This is a genomic window from Protaetiibacter intestinalis, assembly GCF_003627075.1.
Classification (GTDB): domain Bacteria; phylum Actinomycetota; class Actinomycetes; order Actinomycetales; family Microbacteriaceae; genus Homoserinibacter; species Homoserinibacter intestinalis.
In genome coordinates, this window is record NZ_CP032630.1 from 2,277,952 (window position 1) to 2,294,648 (window position 16,697).

Genomic DNA, 16,697 nt, shown 5'->3' on the forward strand with positions numbered 1-16,697 from the left:
CCCCGCTCGGGTGACGGCTGCGGGCGCCGATATCTGAATATTCAGATACTGGGTGGATATCTAGATTTCCCGATGCCTCCCGACTATCCTGAAATCCCGATAACCGAGGAGGCGCCCCGTGTCGCAGCACTCCACCCGCCTGCGCAGCCCGGCCGACTTCGGGCTCGCCGTGCAACAGGCCCGCCTCGCCCGCGGACTCTCCCAGACCGAGCTGGCGGCCGAACTGGGCCTCACCCAGAGCGCCATCAGCGAGATCGAGAACGGCAAGGGCACCATCTACCTGCGGCGCCTGCTGACGCTCGCCCGCGCGACGGGCCTCGAATTCGCCGCGACGTGGGAGGAGCCTGATGATGCGCCTCGCGGTTGAGCTGTACGACACCGTCGTCGGCACCCTCGACGGCGACGCGCGCACCTTCGACTTCACGGCCTCCCCGGAGGGCATCGAGCGATTCGGAAGAGGGAGCACCGCGCTCGCGACGAGCATTCCGCTCGTGTCGCAGCAGCGCCGCGATCAGGCGGGCCGTCGCCGCAACTGGTTCGCCGAGCTGCTGCCGGAGGGCGACCAGTACGACTACCTGCTCGCGCAGGGCGGCATCCGTCGTGGCGATACGCCCGCGTTCCTCGCCCGCTACGGGCGGGATGTGCCGGGCGCGCTGCAACTTTGGGATCTTGACGACCCGAGCGAGCCGAGAACGCCCGAGCTTGAGCCGCTGACGGACGCCGGCATCCGTGCGCTGCTCGAGGATCCGATCGGCGCGCCCCTGGGGAACGACCCCGCCGCGGGCAAGTCCTCTCTCGGCGGGGTGCAGCCGAAGATCGTGCTCGCGCGGGAATCGCGGGGCTGGGCGCGGGCGCTCGGCGGCTACCCGACGACGCACATCCTGAAGCCGCAACTCGACGGCCCCGCGGGGACGGTGATCTTCGACGAGGAGTACGGGTCGCGCCTGGCGCGCAGGCTCGGGCTGGCGTCGTTCGGAACCGCCATCGAGGTGTTCGACGGCCTTGCCGCGCTCGTCATCGAACGCTACGACCGGGTGGGCGGACGCCGCGTGCACCAGGAGGACTTCAGCCAGGCGCTCGGCGCGAGCGGCAATCAGAAGTACCAGCGCATCGGGGGTGTGGTGAGCTTGGCGCGGGTCGCCGACGTGCTCGTGCGGCACGCCCCCGAGACGGAGCTGCGGCGGCTCGCGCGGATGGTGGTACTCGCGGTCGGTATCGGCAACCTCGACCTGCACACCAAGAACCTCGGCCTGCTGCACCCGGAGGATGGCGAGCTGCTGCTCGCGCCCGCCTACGATGTCGTGCCGCAGGCGCACCTCCCGAATGACGGCGAGCTCGCGCTCGCCGTCAACGGCGTCTACCGGCACGCCGAGGTCACGCGCGACGACCTGCTCGCCGAGTTCGCCTCCTGGGGCCTCCGCCGCGCGGCGCCCCTCGTCAACGACACCCTCGCGAAGCTGGCTTCCGCCGTTGTCGCGGAGGAGCCGCTCCCGGGCGCGCACCCGCAGCTCCGCCGCGACATCCGCACCTTCACCGAGAACCTGCAGTCAGGTCGCCCCGCTGGCGCCCCCGCCGCCGTGTGAGAGATCGCTCCCGGGGTGACACGCCCCGCTGGTTGAGCAGCCGCGAAGCGGCGTGTCGCGCCCCGGCATTCCGGCGCCGTGGATTCGCAACTCAGGAGAACCCGCGCGTTCCGCCGCTGCTGCTGCCGGATCCGACCATCCGTCCTGAGTTGCGTCGACCGCCTCCTTCGCAACTCAGGACGCACGGTCGCGGCGGGGATGCGGATGCCCGAAACGCGCGCCGCATCCTGAGTTGCGGATGCGGTGGCTACGCCGCGGTCACATCCAGCTGGCCGGTGACGGCCGCAGTGATGAGCGCCGCCCGCCGTTCCTTCGCGAGCGCGATGAACCGCTCCGCCTTCCCGATGAGCGCGTCGATCTTGGACTGCTGCTGGTCGGACGTGAGGACGATCTCGCGCTGCTGTGCGAGGGTGGGGACGGGGACCTTCGCTTCCAGAACCACGGATGTGTTCAAGCGTGATCTGGTTGAGCCCCGAGCGAGCAACGCGAACTGTTCGCGCGTCTGAGGCGCCGAGAGGACCCAAGCTAGGTATGTGGAAAGTGTTGACGTGTCAGGGCGCAACCGATAGCAATCGGCCTTGACGATGGCGGGGCCGAGATCAGGAACGACCGCTGCTCGCCCGAGTGGCATGCGTTCATCCCCGAGCCCGGCAACCACGACGTCACCAGGTAGTGCTTCGTGCGCCTTGAGCTGCGCGAAGTAGTCGAGCGGAATGTAGGTGATGTCATCGGTTCGAAACTCGTTGATCCCGATGTTTCCGAGCCTGATCACGCGTGCCCCTGTATCCGAGTAGTGGGAGCTCGTCAGCGACGACCCGAATGGTCCGTCAACGATCGAAGACACAAGGCGTCGGAGCGCGACGGTTGGAGCTGACTCAAGCGTTCGTTGGTACGAGCGTGCCCACGTGGAGTACTGCCGCTCGCGCAGCCGCGCGATCAACTCCTCCTGCTTCGCGATGAGCGTGTCGATCTGGGCGGTCTCGCAATCGAGGTAGTCGGCGATGGCGCGTTGCTCATCTCGAGGAGGCATCGGCAGCTTCATTCGTGAGAACGCCTGTGGGTCCAGGTCCCATTGCCCGATTCGCACCCCCGTCGAAAGGGTGCGATATGCGGCGACGAGTGGGGTGGCGCGCAGGAGGTGGTGAAGATACCGGTCCTCGTGGCGGTGGTGAGCCGCGTAGACGAAGTACGCAGGGCTCACGATCCCCCTGAGCCTAGAGATTGACAACGACCCCTGCCAGGCCTTCATCTTGTTCACCGCGAGGTCGCCCGGCTCAACCAATTGATATGCGCTGAGGTCTTCGGACGCCCGGTTGAAGTTGTCATCGCGACTGGCTTTCGGCACGACCCCATGGTCGCGATACACCGAGAGAAGCGTCTCGTCCGGGTATCCCTTCCGAGCGGTCCGACTGAACATGGTCCATACCGGCTCGTCGCTCCAATGGGCGGGTGGGTCTGGCAACAGCGGGGTACTGCTTGCTCGGTAAGCTGCGAAGGGAGCGACGCCGCTCACCGCTCCACCTCGCGCAGCAGCTCCATGATCTCCGCGACGAGGGTGTTGAGCTCGGCGTCGATCTCCCCGAGCGGCCGCGGCGGCACGTAGGTGTAGAAGTGCCGTGTGAAGGGGATCTCGTAGCCGACCTTCGTCTTGGCGGGGTCGAGCCAGGCGTCCGGAACGTGCGGCAGCACCTCGGCGTCGAGGTAGGCGCGGATAGTGGCGTCGCGTCCGGAGGCGCCCTCGGTATTGCCGCCGTAGCCGAACGGCACGTTCTCGGTGTCGCGCAGCTTCGCGTCCGGCTTAGGGCGGCCCTTCGCATCCGTCACGACCTCGCCCGCCTCGTCGCGCAGCGGGCGCTCCACGGTGATCGTCCAGTAGCCGAAGGTGTCGGTGGGGAAGATCTTCGAGTGCTCGCCCTCGGAGTGCGCGTCGTAGAGCTCGACGATCCGCGCGCGGTCCTCCTCCGACACCTCGCGCGACTTCTGCCCCAGGTTCTTGCGCATCTTCGTGAAGAAGCCGGATGCGTCGATCAGCTGCACGGTGCCCGCGCGCTCCGCGGGCTTGTCGGTGTCGAGCAGCCATACGTAGGTCGCGATGCCCGTGTTGTAGAACATGTTCGTCGGCAGGGCAACGATCGTGTCGACCAGGTCGTTCTCGAGCAGCCAACGGCGGATCTGGCTCGGCCCCGACTCGGCTGCGCCCGTGAACAACGGCGAACCGTTCAGCACGATGCCGGCGCGGCCCCCGCCGTCGTGCTTGGGCCGCAGCTTCGTCGCCACATGCTGCAGGAACAGCATCTGCCCGTCGCTGATCGGCGGCAGCCCGCCCGGGAAGCGGCTCGCCTCGCCCGCCTGCTGCACGTGCAGCTTGATCGCCTCCTGCGAGGCCTTCCAGTCGACGCCGTACGGCGGGTTCGAGAGCACGTAGTCGAAGCGGGTGCCGGCGAACAGGTCGTCGGCGAGGGTGTCGCCGCGGCGGATGTTCGATGCATCCTGCCCCTTCGCGATCATGTCCGACTTGCAGATCGCGTACGACTGAGGGTTGATCTCCTGCCCGTAGAGCGCGAGACGGGCATCGGGGTTGAGCGCCAGGATGCGCTCCTCGGCCACCGAGAGCATGCCTCCCGTGCCGGCGGTCGGGTCGTACACGGAGCGCACGGTGCCCGCGTCGGTGAGCCCCGAGTCGTCGCCCGCGAACAGCAGGTCGACCATCAGCCGGATCGCATCGCGCGGGGTGAAATGCTCACCGGCGGTCTCGTTGGACGCCTCCGCGAACTTGCGGATCAGCTCCTCGAACAGGTCGCCCATCTCGGCGTTCGACATGCGATCCGGGTGCAGGTCGAGCCCGGCGAACTTCTGCACCACGAGCAGCAGGCGGTTGTTCTCCGCCATCGTGTGGATCTCGTTCTCGAACTTAAACTGCTCGAAGACGTCGATCTCTTTCGAGAACCCCGCGATGAAGTCGACGAGGTTCGCGCGGAGGCCGTCCGGATCCTGCAGCAGCCGGGCGAAGGTCCACGGGCTCGCGTTGTAGAAGCGGAGGCCGGTGGTGCGGCGGATGAGGGCGTCGCGTCGCGCGTCGTCGGCGTGCTCGGCGAGGATCGCATCCGTCTTCGCTCGCGTGCCCTCGAGCACGCAGTCGAGACGTCGCAGGATCGTCATCGGCAGGATGACGTCGCCGTACTGGTGCGGCTTGTAGACGCCGCGGAGCTGGTCGGCGATCTGCCAGACGAACGAGCCAAGGCTGCTCACGCGCGGGCTCCGGGCCGACACCGGGGGAAGACAACGTGCGGCACACAGACATCATGCTTAAAGCAGTGATGCTTAAGCAATCTCGTGGCAGAGACATCCGAACAGTAGGCATGAGGGGTGCCAGCCGCAGCCTCCTCGAACGCCGCCCGGATCGTGGGGGAGCGGCTGAAGGAGGCCCGGCAGGAGCTCGGCGTCTCGCAGATGGAGCTCGCGAATCTCGCGGGGATGAACGTCGCCAACTACGGCAAGATCGAGCGCGGCATCGGCAACCCCACGCTCGACACGATCGTGCGGCTCGCGGGTGTCATGGAGCGCGACCCGGCGGACCTCGTGACGGGGCTCGGGCTCGGTGACCTGCCTCCCTCGAAGTCGAGCTACACGGTCGCCGACTTCCTGCGCGAGAAGCGCCGCAACGGCTGAGCCCGCACCTCAGAACGCGACGCGCCACAGGTACTCCTCGCCGTTCGGGCGCAGCCAGCGGATGACAAGCGTCGTCTCGCGGGCGAGGTCGTCGCCGCGCACCACCAGCTCGAGCTGATCGCCCGGCTGCAGGGCACGCGGGGGACCCGCCGGCATCACGCCGCGGCCGAGCAGCGTCGCGGTCACGCCGCGCACGGGTTCGCTGCCCGTGTTGCGCAGCCGGAAGTGCGGCGCGCGGCTGCGGTCGAAGGTGAAAGGCACGCGGTACGGCTCCATGCCGCGCACGGTAGGTGCGGCCACTGACTCGAACGCATGTTCTATGGATGGATCGGTTGCGGCCGTTCTGTGGAGGAGTGGTTCAACCTTCAATCCTTTGTTGAATTGAGTTCGCTGCACCCTATGGGAACATAGATACGAATGTGGGAGAATGACTGCATGGCAACCCTCGAACTGGTCGACACGCTCCACGGGCACCTCGCGGCCCTGCGTGGTCTTCCGGCGGAGGTGGCCGACTACCGCGGCAGCGACGACGCGGCGCTTCTCGAGGTGTCGCGTCTCATCGGCGAGGTGCAGCGTGCGCTCGACGGCCACCGGGCGCTCGTGGCGGGTGAGATCGCCCGGCGCTCGGCACCCGCGTTCGGCTACGACGGGCTCGCCCAGCGGGCTGGCCACCGCACGACAGAGGAGTTCCTGCGGGCCCATACCGGCGCCACGATGCGCGAAGTGAAGACGGCGGTGCGGGCTGGGCAGGCGCTCCACGGGGCCGCCGAGCTTCCGGACGCCCGCACGGGCGAGATCGTCGTGCCCACGGCGTCGTGGATGCGGCCAGTCGCCGAGGCTGTTCGCGCGGGGGTGTTCGGGGCCGAGCATGTCGCCTCGATCCGGCGTGGGCTCGGCGATCCCGCCGACGGGGTGAGTGTCGAGCAGTTGACGGATGCCGCCCGTACGATCTGCGCCGAAGCCGCGTCGTCATTCGCGGTGCCCGATGCCGATCGTGTGTTCCGTCGCGCCCGGGAACTGCGCGACGAACTCGACGAGGCCGGCATCGCCGACCGCGAACGGCAGCGTTTCGCACAGCGTGCGCTGCGGCTGTTGCCCCAGCCCGACGGGATGACGCGACTCTCGTGGCTGCTCGATCCGGAGTCGGCTGCCTACGTCACCGATCTCTACGACCGCGTCACCTCGCCCAAGCGCGGCGGTCCCCGTTTCGTCGACCCGGGCCAGCGCGCGGCGGCCGAGCAGATCGAACTCGATCCGCGCACCCCCGAGCAACTCGCCTCCGACGTGTTCCTCGACCTCCTTCGCGCCGGATCCGGCGTCGACGCCTCACAACTGCTCGGGGTCCACGGTGCGGCGGTGCAGCTGGTCGTGACGCGTGAGCAGCTCGACCAGCCCACAGGGCACGGGTGGGTAGCCGGACAGCCCGACCCGGTCTCTCGTGACACCGTCGAGCGTCACCTCTGCAGCGACGGCGTCCAGCAGATCACCGTCGACCGGTCGGGCAACCCGCTCGACGTGGGCCGCACTCGGCGGTTGCACACAGCGAAGCAGCGCGTGGCGCTCGCCATCCGCGACGGCGGATGCCGCTTCGGCGACTGCGGCCGCAGCGCCGGCATGGTCGAGGCCCACCACATCGACCACTGGGAGCGGGATCGCGGCGGAACGAGCGTCGAACGCGGCATCCTCCTCTGCCGGTACCACCACCTCCGCATCCACAACGAAGGCTGGGAGATCGAGAAGCGCTCGGGCGCGTTCGTGCTGATCCCGCCCGAGGGCGTCGACCCGGCACGCAGACCCATCCCCATGCCGGGCAAGAGTCCCGTGCAACGCGACCTTGCGCGCAACCGGCACTCTCGCGCCGGTTGAGTCCGCCCGGTCTCGACGCACGCGCCGCGGGCGCTACTCGACCGACGGCGGGGGCGGCGGCTGGCGCTTGCGGGCGGCGCGGATCGCACGGCGCTCGCCGGCCGCCACAGCCCGCTCGGCGCGACGCGAGGGGCGCGGCCCCGGCGCCACCACCTTCGGCGCGGTCGACGCCGGGAAGACGTACGGCGGCGGACCGAAAGCCGTGCGCGCCGTGCCCACCACGCGACGCCCGAGCAGCTGGTTCGCGGTGCCGCCCACCACGGCACCCACGCCGAACGGCAGCACCCGGGCGACCATGCCCCCGCCCGCCGACGCCATCATCCGCGGCAGGTACACCTTGCGCACCCGATCCATGAACTGCGTCACCGCCGTGCGCGGCAGGTTCTTCGCGATGAGCGCGCCCCAGAACTGCGGCTTCGACTGCCCGCTGCCGGTCGCCTGCCCCGCGAACTGCGTGATGAGCTCCTGCGCGGGCCCGCCCACGACCATCGCCAGCACGAGTGCGCGTCCGCGATCCGGGTCTTCCACGGGGATGCCGTGCAACTCCGCCACCGACTGCGCGAAGAGCGCCGTCGACTCCAGGAACAGCACCGTCTCGGCCCCCGAGATCGCGAGCGCCGCCCCGGTGCCCACCGCCGGCACCGCCGCCGCCACCCCGACCCCGGCACCGCTCGCCGTCACCGTCGTCAGGTAGCGCCGCTCCAGGATCCGCAGCACCTCCTGCGGGGAGGCATCCGGGTACTTCGAGCGGATGCCGCGCAGATGGGCGAGCACCGCCGGCCGGTGCACCGACATGATGCGATCCAGGATCGCGTCGACGCGAGCCCCCGTGACCGACCCGGATGCGGGAGACGCCTCGCCCGAGGGGGAGCCCGGCGCCGGACCCGTGTCACCCGGCAGCACCTGCGATGGCGTCACGACGGGCACCAGCTCGCCGCCCGGCGCCGACGTGGGCGCCGCGCCCTCGACGCCATCCGGGGGAGCCTGCACGACTCCACGCTACGCGAGCCGACCGGAATCACCACCGCGGCGGGCGTCGCGAACCCGTCAGACCACGCCGTAGTCCGCGTTGTAGCGGTCCACCACCTCGCGGATGGGCGCGTCGAGCACGAGTGAGCCCTTGTCGAGGTAGAGCCCGCGCGTGCAGAACCGCAGCAGATCGCGCTCGCTGTGCGAGACGAAGAACAGCGTGCGGCCGCCCGCCAGCAGCTCCTCGATACGCGTGTAGCACTTCTCGCGGAACGCCTTGTCGCCCACCGCGAGCACCTCGTCGACGAGGATGATGGGCTCCTCGAGCCGTGAGATGACGGCGAAGGCGATGCGCACCTTCATGCCGCTCGAGAGGTGCTTGTAGGGGGTGTCGACGAAGTCGCCGATCTCGGCGAACTCGATGATCTCGTCGAAGCGCTGGTCGATCTCGCGCCGCGTCATGCCGTGCAGGCCCGCCGTCAGGTACACGTTGTCGCGCACCGAGAGGTCGTTGACGAAGCCGCCCGTGATCTCGATGAGCGGGGCGACGCCTTCGCGCACCGCGACGGCGCCCTCATCCGGGTACACGACCTGCGCCACGAGCTTCAGCAGGGTCGACTTGCCCTGGCCGTTGCGGCCCACCACGCCGATCGCCTCGCCCGCGTGCACGTCGAAGCTCACGTGTCGCAGCGGCCAGAACTCGCCCGGCCTGCTGCGGCGGTTGCGGCCCGCGAAGAGGTCCTTGAAGCTGCGGCGCGAGGAGCGGTTGCGCTTGAACCGGATGCCGGCATCCGTCACCGAGATGACGGGCGCATCGCGTGCGGCGGGCGCCATCAGATCTCCTTGAGCACGGTGCGGATGGTGCGCTGGAAGACGGCGACGCCGATGCCGAGCGCGACGAGGCTCATGCCGGCGCTCACCGCCACCGCGAACCAGTCCAGCTGCTGCGGGAAGAACGCCGCCCGGTACAGGGTGAAGATGCCGGCGAGCGGGTTGAAGGAGCCCCAGAACGACAGCCCGATGTCGGCGAGGTCGTCGAGTCCGTAGATGATCGGCGAGGCGTAGAACAGGAACCGCAGCACGAGCTTCACGGCGCGTTCCAGGTCGCGGAAGAACACCACGAGCGGGGCCACCATCAGGCCGATGCCGAGCGTCAGGATCGCCTGCAGGACGATCGCGAGCACCGCGTACACGGCCTCCCAGTGGAGCTCTGCCGTGGTGAAGATCGCGAACACGATGATCACGGGGATGCTCGCGACGAACTCGATGCCCTTCGACAGCACGAGGCGCGCCACCCAGATGGTGCGCGGGATCGTCGTCGAGCGGATGAGCTTCGCCTCCCGCGTGAACGCGCGGGTGCAGTCCGAGATCGCGCCCGTGAACCACATCCAGGGCAGCAGTGCCGACAGCAGGAACACGATGTACGGCTCGTGGCCGACGGTCTTCTGGAACACCTGGGTGAACACGAACCAGTAGATGCCGCTCATCACGAGCGGGTCGAGGATCGACCAGAAGTACCCGAGGAACGAGGTCGAGTACCGCACCTTGAGGTCGCGGGTGGTCAGCAGCCACAGCGAGCGCCGGTACCGGGTGAACGGCGACCAGTCGCGTCGGGAGAGCGCGGCGGAGGTCACCGCATCAATCTAATGCGCGCGAACCCCGCTGGTTGAGTAGCGCCGCAGGCGCGTATCGAAACCCCCGCAGGAGCGGCGGCCGCTCAGACGAAGAGGTTGGCGCGCTCGAGGTCTTCGGCGAAGTCGATCTCGACCGCGTACAGGTCGCTGATGTCGACCGGCTCGAAGCGCACCGCGTCGTGCTCGATGGCGAGCTCGATGCCGCGCTCGAAGTAGTCCTGCGCGTCGACCCGCTGCAGCTGGCGCACGAGGGCGGCCTTGTCGCGGCTGGAGACGAAGTTGATGCCGACGGCCTCGCCGAGCCCGCCGCGCACCGTCTTCGACAGCTCGCGGATGAAGCCCTCGGCATCCGTCGTGTACTTGACCTCCTCGTCGGACACCTTGGCGGTGTTGACCGAGACGAAGCTCTGGTCGCGGGCGACCAGGTCGCCGGCACGCACGAGGGCCTCGGGGTCGAAGACGACGTCGCCGTTCATCCAGAGCACCGGGGCGTCCTTGGTGGCCTGGAGGGCGCGGAGGAGGCTCTTGGAGGTGTTGGTCTGGTCGTAGGCCTCGTTGTAGACGAAGTTCGCGTGCGGGAAGGCCTCGATGATGTGCTCGAGCTTGTAGCCGACGACGATCGTGACCTTGACGTCGCGACCGAACGCCTGGTGGATGTTGTCGAACTGCTGCTGCATGATGGTGCGGCCGTCGTTCAACTCGGTGAGCGGCTTCGGAAGCGAGCGGCCCAGACGGCTGCCCATTCCGGCGGCAAGGATCACGATGTTCGTGGTCACGGGGTCTCCTCGGTGGTCTCTGCGGCCCGTGCGACTGGGTGTCGCTCAGGTGTCGTTCACCTGCGGGCGATGGTTCAGGACACGCCGTTGTGCTCAGTGGATTTTATCGATCGTCGTTGGGAAGTCACGGGGAGTTCACCGGTTGTTCTCTATTCGTGATAACCGGCTTCCCGACTCTATGACGTCGCGAGTCATCCTCGGGGATGATCTCGCTGGGAGGCTCTCGGGCGGTGCGTGAGCAGTTGATACGGTGAACCGGTGGAGTCTGAGCCGACCACCCCCACAACCTCCAGCCGACGCCCCTCGGGCTCGTCGGCGCGCCGTGGATCGGCCTCCGCCGCCTCCCGGGCGCGCAGCGGTCAGCCGCACGTCGACCCGCCCCGCCCGACGGCCGCGGATGTCACGGTGCTCGAGCGGCCGGAGCCGCCCGTCGAGGCGATCGAGGCGCCGGAGGATGTCGTGCTCCTCGTCGAGGAGACGGTCGAGGCCCCCGTCGACGAGCTTGCCGACGAGGTCGTCGAGACGCCCCTCGAGACCTCCGTCGAGGAGCTCGTCGAGCCACCCGCGCCGGCGAAGAAGCGCCGCCCGGTGCGGCGCACGGCGCCCGAATCTCCCGCGGCGACCCCCGCATCCGCCGACGTCGCCCTCTCGGTGCAGGGGCTCACGAAGTTCTTCGGCTCGGCCGCGGCCGTCGACGGCATCGATCTCGAGGTGCCGGCCGGCTCGTTCTTCGGCATCGTCGGCCCGAACGGTGCCGGCAAGACGACGACGCTCTCGATGGTCACCGGCCTGCTGCGCCCGGACGGCGGACTCGTGCGGGTCTTCGGGCTTGACGTGTGGGACAACCCGACGCTCGCGAAGCGCAAGATCGGCGTGCTGCCCGACCGCCTGCGGCTGTTCGACCGCCTCACCGGGGCCGAGTTCCTCTACCACGCGGGTGCCCTCCGCGGCCTCGACCGGGCGACGATCGCCCAGCGGGCCGCCGACCTCTCGGCCGCGTTCGGCCTCGAGCACTCGCTGCACCGGCTCGTCTCCGACTACTCGGCCGGTATGACCAAGAAGATCGCGATCGCCGCCGCCATGATCCACGCGCCGCGGCTGCTCGTGCTCGACGAGCCCTTCGAATCCGTCGACCCCGTCTCGACCTCCGTCGTGCTCGACGTGCTGCGGCGGTTCACGGCCGCGGGCGGCACCGTCGTGCTCTCGAGCCACAGCATGGAGCTGACCGAGCGCGTCTGCGACGCGATCGCGATCATCGCCGACGGCGTGGTGCTCGCCGAGGGGCCGCTCGCCGAGGTGCTCGAGGGGAAGAGCCTCGAGGAGCGTTTCGTGGAGCTCGCGGGCGGCGAGGCAGCGGTGGAGGGCATGGAGTGGTTGCAGAACTTCTCCGACTGAGGCTGCGCGTCCTCGTGAACGGCTTCCGGCGGCCGCCGTTGCAGGCCGTCGGGGTGGCGGTGTCACTGCTGCTCGGACTCGGCGGCGCCGCGTTCGTGTGGTTCGGCTCCTTCTGGCTGCACCAGTGGGACGACCTGTACGTGATGCGCGCGACCGTCGTCGTCGGCACCTGGCTCTCGCTCGCCGCCGTGCTCATCCCGCTCATGGCGATCCGGCACACCGCGATCCCGCCGCGCGCCTTCCTCGGCTACGGCCTGCCGCCGATGGCCGTCGCGCTCGCCTTCCTGATGTTCGCGCTCGTCGGCCCCGGCATCCTGCTCGTGCCGCTCGCGATCGCACCCGTCAACGCCTGGCCGGATGCGGCCTCCGTGCAGGTGGCGTGGGCTGCGGCGCCGCTGCTGTTCCTGCAGGGGCTGCTGTCGATCAAGCTCGCACGCCAGGCGGGCGTCGGGTTGCGCCGTCGACCGGGCCTCGCCGCGTGGGTGGACTTCCTGAGCGTGCTGCTGCTCGCGGTGGGTGCCGTCGTGGTGGTCGTGATCCTGGCGCAGCGGGTGCCCGAGCTGCGGTGGGTGGTGAACCTCGCGCGGCCGTTCAACGAACTGTTCCTGCAGATGCCCGGCTGGCTCGCGATGACCCCGTTCGGGATGCTGTGGGCCGCCCCCGGCTACGCCTCGTCGACCGTCGACACGCCTGCCGTCGCCTGGCAGACGCTCGGGGCGGGCGTGCTCGTGGTGCTCGTGCTGCTCGTCGCCTGGTTCGCGATCGTCGGGTACCAGCTGCGCCCCACCTACCGGCTGCCGGCGCCGCGGCGCACCCGCGTGCCCGGCTGGTTCGCCCACTTCCCGGCCACGCCCGCCGGTGCCATCGCGGCGCGCTCGGTGACGTACTGGATGCGCGACCCCCGCTACCGGGCCGTGTTCACGGTGCTGCCGGCCGTGCCCATCCTGATGCTGCTCGTGTGCTGGGTGGGGGGCGTGCCCGCGCAGGCCGCCGTGCTCGTGCCGCTGCCCGTCATGACGCTGCTGCTGTCGTGGTCGACGCTGCACAACGACGTCGCCTACGACAACACCGCCGTCTGGCAGCACGTCGCGGCGCAGACGCCCGGCGTCGACGACCGCCGCGGACGCTCGGTGCCGGTGCTCGCGTGGGGTGCCCTGCTGCTCCTGGTCGGCATCCCGCTCACCGTGTGGGGCTTCGGCGACCTGTCGCTCGCCGCCCCGCTCACCGGTGTGTGCGTCGCGCTGCTGCTCGGCGGGGTCGGGGTGGGCAGCGCCTACTCGGCCCGGTTCCCGTACCCGGCGACCCGGCCGGGCGATCCGGCCTGGCAGGCGCCGCAGGTGGCGGGCAGCCAGGGCGGGGTGGCGCAGTCGATGTCGGTGTTCCTCGTGCTGCTCGTCGCGGTCCCGCCGTTCGCGGCAGCCGTCATGTGGTGGATCGAGGGCGGCTGGTGGGGCTGGGTGGCGCTCGCGGCGGGCGTCGCCTCCGGGGTCGTCGTCTACGTCGTCGGCACCCGCGGCGGCGGGGCCTCCTTCGACAAGCGCGCGCCCGAGCTGCTCGCCTTCACCCAGCGCAACTGACCCGCATCCGCGAGGCTGCGCCGGATGCCCGGCTGACGTACCCTGGGCGGATGAGCGAACTGGATGCGGACCGGGTCGGCGGGAGCACGGATGTGCTCGATCGCGAGCTGGAGAAGCTGCTCGAGGGCGAGCTCACCGAGGACGGCGACCACGACCGCTTCGCGCACTACGTGCAGAAGGACAAGATCGTCGAGTCGGCCGTGACCGGCAAGCCCGTGCGGGCGCTGTGCGGCAAGAAGTGGGTGCCGGGGCGCGATCCGTCGAAGTTCCCGGTGTGCCCCGACTGCCAGAAGATCTACGACCGCCTGAAGTAGGGGAGCACCCGCTCAGAGGTACCGCGTCGGGATCGCGGGCTCGCCGCGGGAGAGGCGCAGCGCGTCGGCCGGCAGCTCGGCGATCGCGGCGGCGTGGTGCTCGCGCGCGGCGGCGACGCCCGCGCTGCCGAGCCAGCGCTCGTCGAGGGTGCCGGCCGTCACGAGCGGCACGTGCAGGGCGCGCCCCGCGTCCGGACCGAGCGCCTCGACGGGCGGGTCCTCCACGTGGATGTCCTCGGCGACGGCGACCCCGCCGCGGAGGGCGCGGATGGGCTGCTTGCGCCCGCCGACGGTGGCCTTGCCCTCGGACGACTTGCCGACCGAGACCCAGCCGGTCGCGGCATCCTTGCGGGCGACGAGCTTGTAGACCATGCCCGCGGCGGGGGCGCCGGAGCCGGTGACGAGCGAGGTGCCGACGCCGTAGGAGTCGACGGGGGCGGAGGCGAGGGCGGCGATCGCGTGCTCGTCGAGGTCGTTGGTGACGGTGATCCGGGTGCCGGTGGCGCCGAGCTCGTCGAGCTGGGCGCGCACCTCGCGCACGACGACGCCGAGGTCGCCGGAGTCGATGCGCACCGCGCCGAGACCGGTGCCCGCCGCGCGCACCGCGTTCGCGACACCGCGGCGGATGTCGTAGGTGTCGACGAGCAGGGTGGTGCCGGCGCCGAGGCTCGCGACCTGCGCCTCGAAGGCGCGCTCCTCGCTGTCGAACAGCAGGGTGAAGGCGTGTGCGGCGGTGCCCATCGTCGGCACGCCCCAGCGGCGCCCGGCCTCGAGGTTCGAGCTCGCGCCGAACCCGGCGATGTAGGCGGCGCGCGCGGCGGCGACCGCCGAGTGCTCGCCGGTGCGGCGGGAGCCCATCTCGGCGAGCGGCCTGCCGACGGCGGCGGCCACCATGCGGGCGGCGGCGCTCGCGACGGCGGAGTCGTAGTTGAGCACGCTGAGGGCGAGGGTCTCGAGCACGACGCCCTCGGCGAAGCCCGCCTCCACGACGAGCAGCGGGGAGCCCGGGAAGTACAGCTCGCCCTCCCGGTAGCCGCGGATGGTGCCCGTGAAGCGGTAGGCCTCGAGCCAGTCGAGGGCCTCGGGCGAGACGACGTGCTCGCGTCGCAGCCAGGCGAGCTCCTCGGGTCCGAAGCGGAACTCGGCGATGGCATCCAGCAGTCGGCCGGTGCCGGCGACCACCCCGTAGCGCCGCCCGTCGGGCAGCCGCCGCGCGAACAGCTCGAACACGCTGGGGGTGTCGTGGGTGCCGGCGCGGAGGGCCGCGTCGATCATCGTGAGCTCGTAGCGGTCGGTGCGGAGCGCCGTCGACGTCATGCGCCCAGGGTATTCCGTCGCCGCGATCACCCGCCGCCCGCATCCCGGTGCCCGTTCGCCTCGTGCGGCTCCCGGTCCCCGTCCCCTCCCATCTCAAGGAGTGCGGCATCCCATCTCAAGGAGTTCGTGTGGCTCGTGTGGCCTGCTGGGGCTGTAGTGCAGCATCCGGGCCCTGGGTTCCTTGAGATGGGATGCCGCGCTCCTTGAGATGGGACGCGGATGTCGGGGGCGCTTCGTGCGGGCGGCGCGCTTCGTGCGGGAGTGCAGGCGTCAGCAGCCGGGGCCGGCGGGCGCGACCGTGCAGTCGCGGTCGACGAGTACCGTCTTGGCACCGCCGGCGGTGATGTACAGCTCGTTCGCGGGGAGGGTGATCGTGCCGGCGATGGGCACGAATCCGCCGCCGTCGATGCGGTATTCGGCGCGGTAGGTGATGCTCAGACGGATCGTGTAGTCGCCGCCTCGCTCGTAGACGTGGCTCGTGGGGGTGGCGTCGAACTCGCGCAGGCCCAGGGCGGACCAGGTGCCGCCGCGGGTGGGGAGCGTGGCGGTGGTGCCGTCGCCGTAGTCCCAGTTCCAGCCGACCGGGGTGAAGCGCACGTCGGCGGGCAGCCCGAGCAGGGTTCCGGGCACGATCTGGGTGTCGACGAGCGAATAGATGTTCGCGGGCAGGCCCACCACGACCCACCCGTCGGGTTCCATGCGCTGGATGCCGGGCGTCGGACGGAACCGGGCGATGTCGGAGAGCGTGACGGTGACGACCGTGTAGGGGTCGCGCCCATCGCAGACCGAGATGAGGTCGTCGCCCGACTTGCAGTGGTAGCGAGGGTCGGCGGCGTCAGGGTCGGTCTCGGTGTCGCGGGTGGAGGGGGCGCCACGGGTGTCGCCGGATGAAGGGCCGCCGGGCCTTGTCTCGCTTCCGGCGAGGACCGCCTCGTCTCCTTCGATGCTGCCTTGGGCTGCCTCGCAACCGACAGTTTTTTCCTCTGCTCGACTGCAAGTTGGGGCCTGCACGCTCGCCGGCAAGATAGCGCTCACGGCCAATGCAGCCGCGAGGAAGACGATCGCCGGGGTCAGCAAACCCCCGACCCTTCCCATGGATCGTCGGTCTCCACGGTGAACCTTCTACCGTCGTAGGCGAGCGACGACTCGAAAGTTGTCGTGGTCGGACGATCCGCTGACACTTGTGAAACCCCTTCTGCATCCACGACGTCAACGTCGCTCACGTCAGAGCACACATACAAGACGAGCATCGACTCTCCATCGAACTGCTGGAGTGTGAAGTTCCGAAGTATCGTGCTTCCAGTCGCACGCCACCCGAGATCACGGAATTGCTGGAAGCCCTCTTCTTGAACTGCTAGGACCTCGGGAGAGACAAGGCCATCGAGTTGGCCAGAATCGACACCCCCACTCGCCAGAATGTCGTCGACCGCCGAGATGTACGCACGGTACGCCTCTTCCGCCGCCGCAAGCGCCTCCTCGTCGGAGGCGAACACGGGGTCCGCCGAGGTCGGCGGGGGAGTGACGGGTGGGTCGCTCGGCACGCAGCCGACGAGCGTGAGCAGCAGCACGGCGGGGAGTAGACGGGCCGTTCTGCGCA

Annotated in this window: 17 protein-coding genes; 7 read left to right on the top strand and 10 right to left on the bottom strand. The window is 69.9% G+C overall.

Going from position 1 to position 16,697, the window contains the following annotated elements:
* Positions 1-118 precede the first annotated feature (118 nt).
* The gene (locus D7I47_RS10750) at positions 119-367 is read left to right on the top strand and encodes a helix-turn-helix domain-containing protein (protein WP_120763032.1); all 249 of its coding nucleotides are present in this window, start codon (positions 119-121) and stop codon (positions 365-367) included.
* On the top strand, positions 351-1,583 hold the full coding sequence (locus D7I47_RS10755) for a type II toxin-antitoxin system HipA family toxin (protein WP_120763034.1): 1,233 nt from the start codon (positions 351-353) through the stop codon (positions 1,581-1,583). The genes D7I47_RS10750 and D7I47_RS10755 overlap by 17 nt, the downstream gene beginning before the upstream one ends.
* Before the next feature lie 247 nt (positions 1,584-1,830).
* On the opposite strand, the gene D7I47_RS10760 is transcribed toward D7I47_RS10755, so the two are convergent.
* The gene (locus D7I47_RS10760; protein WP_157981705.1) at positions 1,831-3,096 is read right to left on the bottom strand and encodes a restriction endonuclease subunit S domain-containing protein; all 1,266 of its coding nucleotides are present in this window, start codon (positions 3,094-3,096) and stop codon (positions 1,831-1,833) included.
* Positions 3,093-4,832, bottom strand: coding sequence for a type I restriction-modification system subunit M (locus D7I47_RS10765; protein ID WP_120763932.1), 1,740 nt, complete (start codon positions 4,830-4,832; stop codon positions 3,093-3,095). Before D7I47_RS10765 ends, D7I47_RS10760 begins: the two co-directional genes overlap by 4 nt.
* A gap of 117 nt (positions 4,833-4,949) precedes the next feature.
* Between D7I47_RS10765 and D7I47_RS10770 the strand changes: the two genes are divergently transcribed.
* Positions 4,950-5,252 carry a helix-turn-helix domain-containing protein gene (locus D7I47_RS10770; RefSeq protein WP_120763036.1) on the top strand — a complete coding sequence of 101 codons (303 nt, stop codon included), beginning with the start codon at positions 4,950-4,952 and terminating at the stop codon, positions 5,250-5,252.
* Between the two features lie 9 nt (positions 5,253-5,261).
* Here D7I47_RS10770 and D7I47_RS10775 read toward each other — a convergent pair whose 3' ends face one another.
* Positions 5,262-5,528 carry a hypothetical protein gene (locus D7I47_RS10775; RefSeq protein ID WP_120763037.1) on the bottom strand — a complete coding sequence of 89 codons (267 nt, stop codon included), beginning with the start codon at positions 5,526-5,528 and terminating at the stop codon, positions 5,262-5,264.
* 159 nt (positions 5,529-5,687) lie between these two features.
* Between D7I47_RS10775 and D7I47_RS10780 the strand changes: the two genes are divergently transcribed.
* Positions 5,688-7,118 carry an HNH endonuclease signature motif containing protein gene (locus D7I47_RS10780; protein ID WP_157981706.1) on the top strand — a complete coding sequence of 477 codons (1,431 nt, stop codon included), beginning with the start codon at positions 5,688-5,690 and terminating at the stop codon, positions 7,116-7,118.
* Between the two features lie 33 nt (positions 7,119-7,151).
* Here the strand turns inward: D7I47_RS10780 and D7I47_RS10785 are convergent, their stop codons facing one another.
* From D7I47_RS10785 to D7I47_RS10800, 4 genes are all read right to left on the bottom strand, one after another.
* Positions 7,152-8,108: a hypothetical protein gene (locus tag D7I47_RS10785; RefSeq protein ID WP_120763040.1), complete on the bottom strand. Its 957-nt coding sequence runs from the start codon at positions 8,106-8,108 to the stop codon at positions 7,152-7,154.
* Between the two features lie 57 nt (positions 8,109-8,165).
* A complete protein-coding gene (locus D7I47_RS10790; RefSeq protein ID WP_120763041.1) occupies positions 8,166-8,921 on the bottom strand; it encodes an ABC transporter ATP-binding protein in 756 nt (251 codons plus the stop codon).
* Positions 8,921-9,721, bottom strand: a complete 801-nt coding sequence (locus D7I47_RS10795) for an ABC transporter permease (protein WP_120763043.1) — start codon at positions 9,719-9,721, stop codon at positions 8,921-8,923. Before D7I47_RS10795 ends, D7I47_RS10790 begins: the two co-directional genes overlap by 1 nt.
* A gap of 83 nt (positions 9,722-9,804) precedes the next feature.
* Positions 9,805-10,497 (bottom strand): phosphocholine cytidylyltransferase family protein, encoded by a 693-nt coding sequence (locus D7I47_RS10800; RefSeq protein ID WP_120763045.1) that lies wholly within the window; start codon positions 10,495-10,497, stop codon positions 9,805-9,807.
* 258 nt (positions 10,498-10,755) lie between these two features.
* On the opposite strand from D7I47_RS10800, the gene D7I47_RS10805 reads away from it, so the two are divergent.
* From D7I47_RS10805 to D7I47_RS10815, 3 genes are read left to right on the top strand one after another with little or no spacing between them, the layout of a single operon-like run.
* Positions 10,756-11,892 (top strand): ABC transporter ATP-binding protein, encoded by a 1,137-nt coding sequence (locus D7I47_RS10805; protein WP_227000628.1) that lies wholly within the window; start codon positions 10,756-10,758, stop codon positions 11,890-11,892.
* Positions 11,893-11,906: 14 nt separating this feature from the next.
* Complete coding sequence (locus D7I47_RS10810) at positions 11,907-13,469, top strand: hypothetical protein (RefSeq protein ID WP_120763047.1); 1,563 nt, start codon at positions 11,907-11,909, stop codon at positions 13,467-13,469.
* A gap of 50 nt (positions 13,470-13,519) precedes the next feature.
* Complete coding sequence (locus D7I47_RS10815; RefSeq protein WP_120763049.1) at positions 13,520-13,783, top strand: DUF3039 domain-containing protein; 264 nt, start codon at positions 13,520-13,522, stop codon at positions 13,781-13,783.
* A 12-nt stretch (positions 13,784-13,795) separates the two neighbouring features.
* Here D7I47_RS10815 and D7I47_RS10820 read toward each other — a convergent pair whose 3' ends face one another.
* From D7I47_RS10820 to D7I47_RS10830, 3 genes are all read right to left on the bottom strand, one after another.
* Entirely contained in the window at positions 13,796-15,100 is a 1,305-nt protein-coding gene (locus D7I47_RS10820) for a nicotinate phosphoribosyltransferase (RefSeq protein WP_120763050.1), read from the bottom strand.
* A 270-nt stretch (positions 15,101-15,370) separates the two neighbouring features.
* Entirely contained in the window at positions 15,371-16,135 is a 765-nt protein-coding gene (locus tag D7I47_RS14790) for a hypothetical protein (RefSeq protein ID WP_157981707.1), read from the bottom strand.
* Between the two features lie 35 nt (positions 16,136-16,170).
* Positions 16,171-16,668, bottom strand: coding sequence for a hypothetical protein (locus tag D7I47_RS10830; RefSeq protein WP_157981708.1), 498 nt, complete (start codon positions 16,666-16,668; stop codon positions 16,171-16,173).
* Positions 16,669-16,697 lie beyond the last annotated feature (29 nt).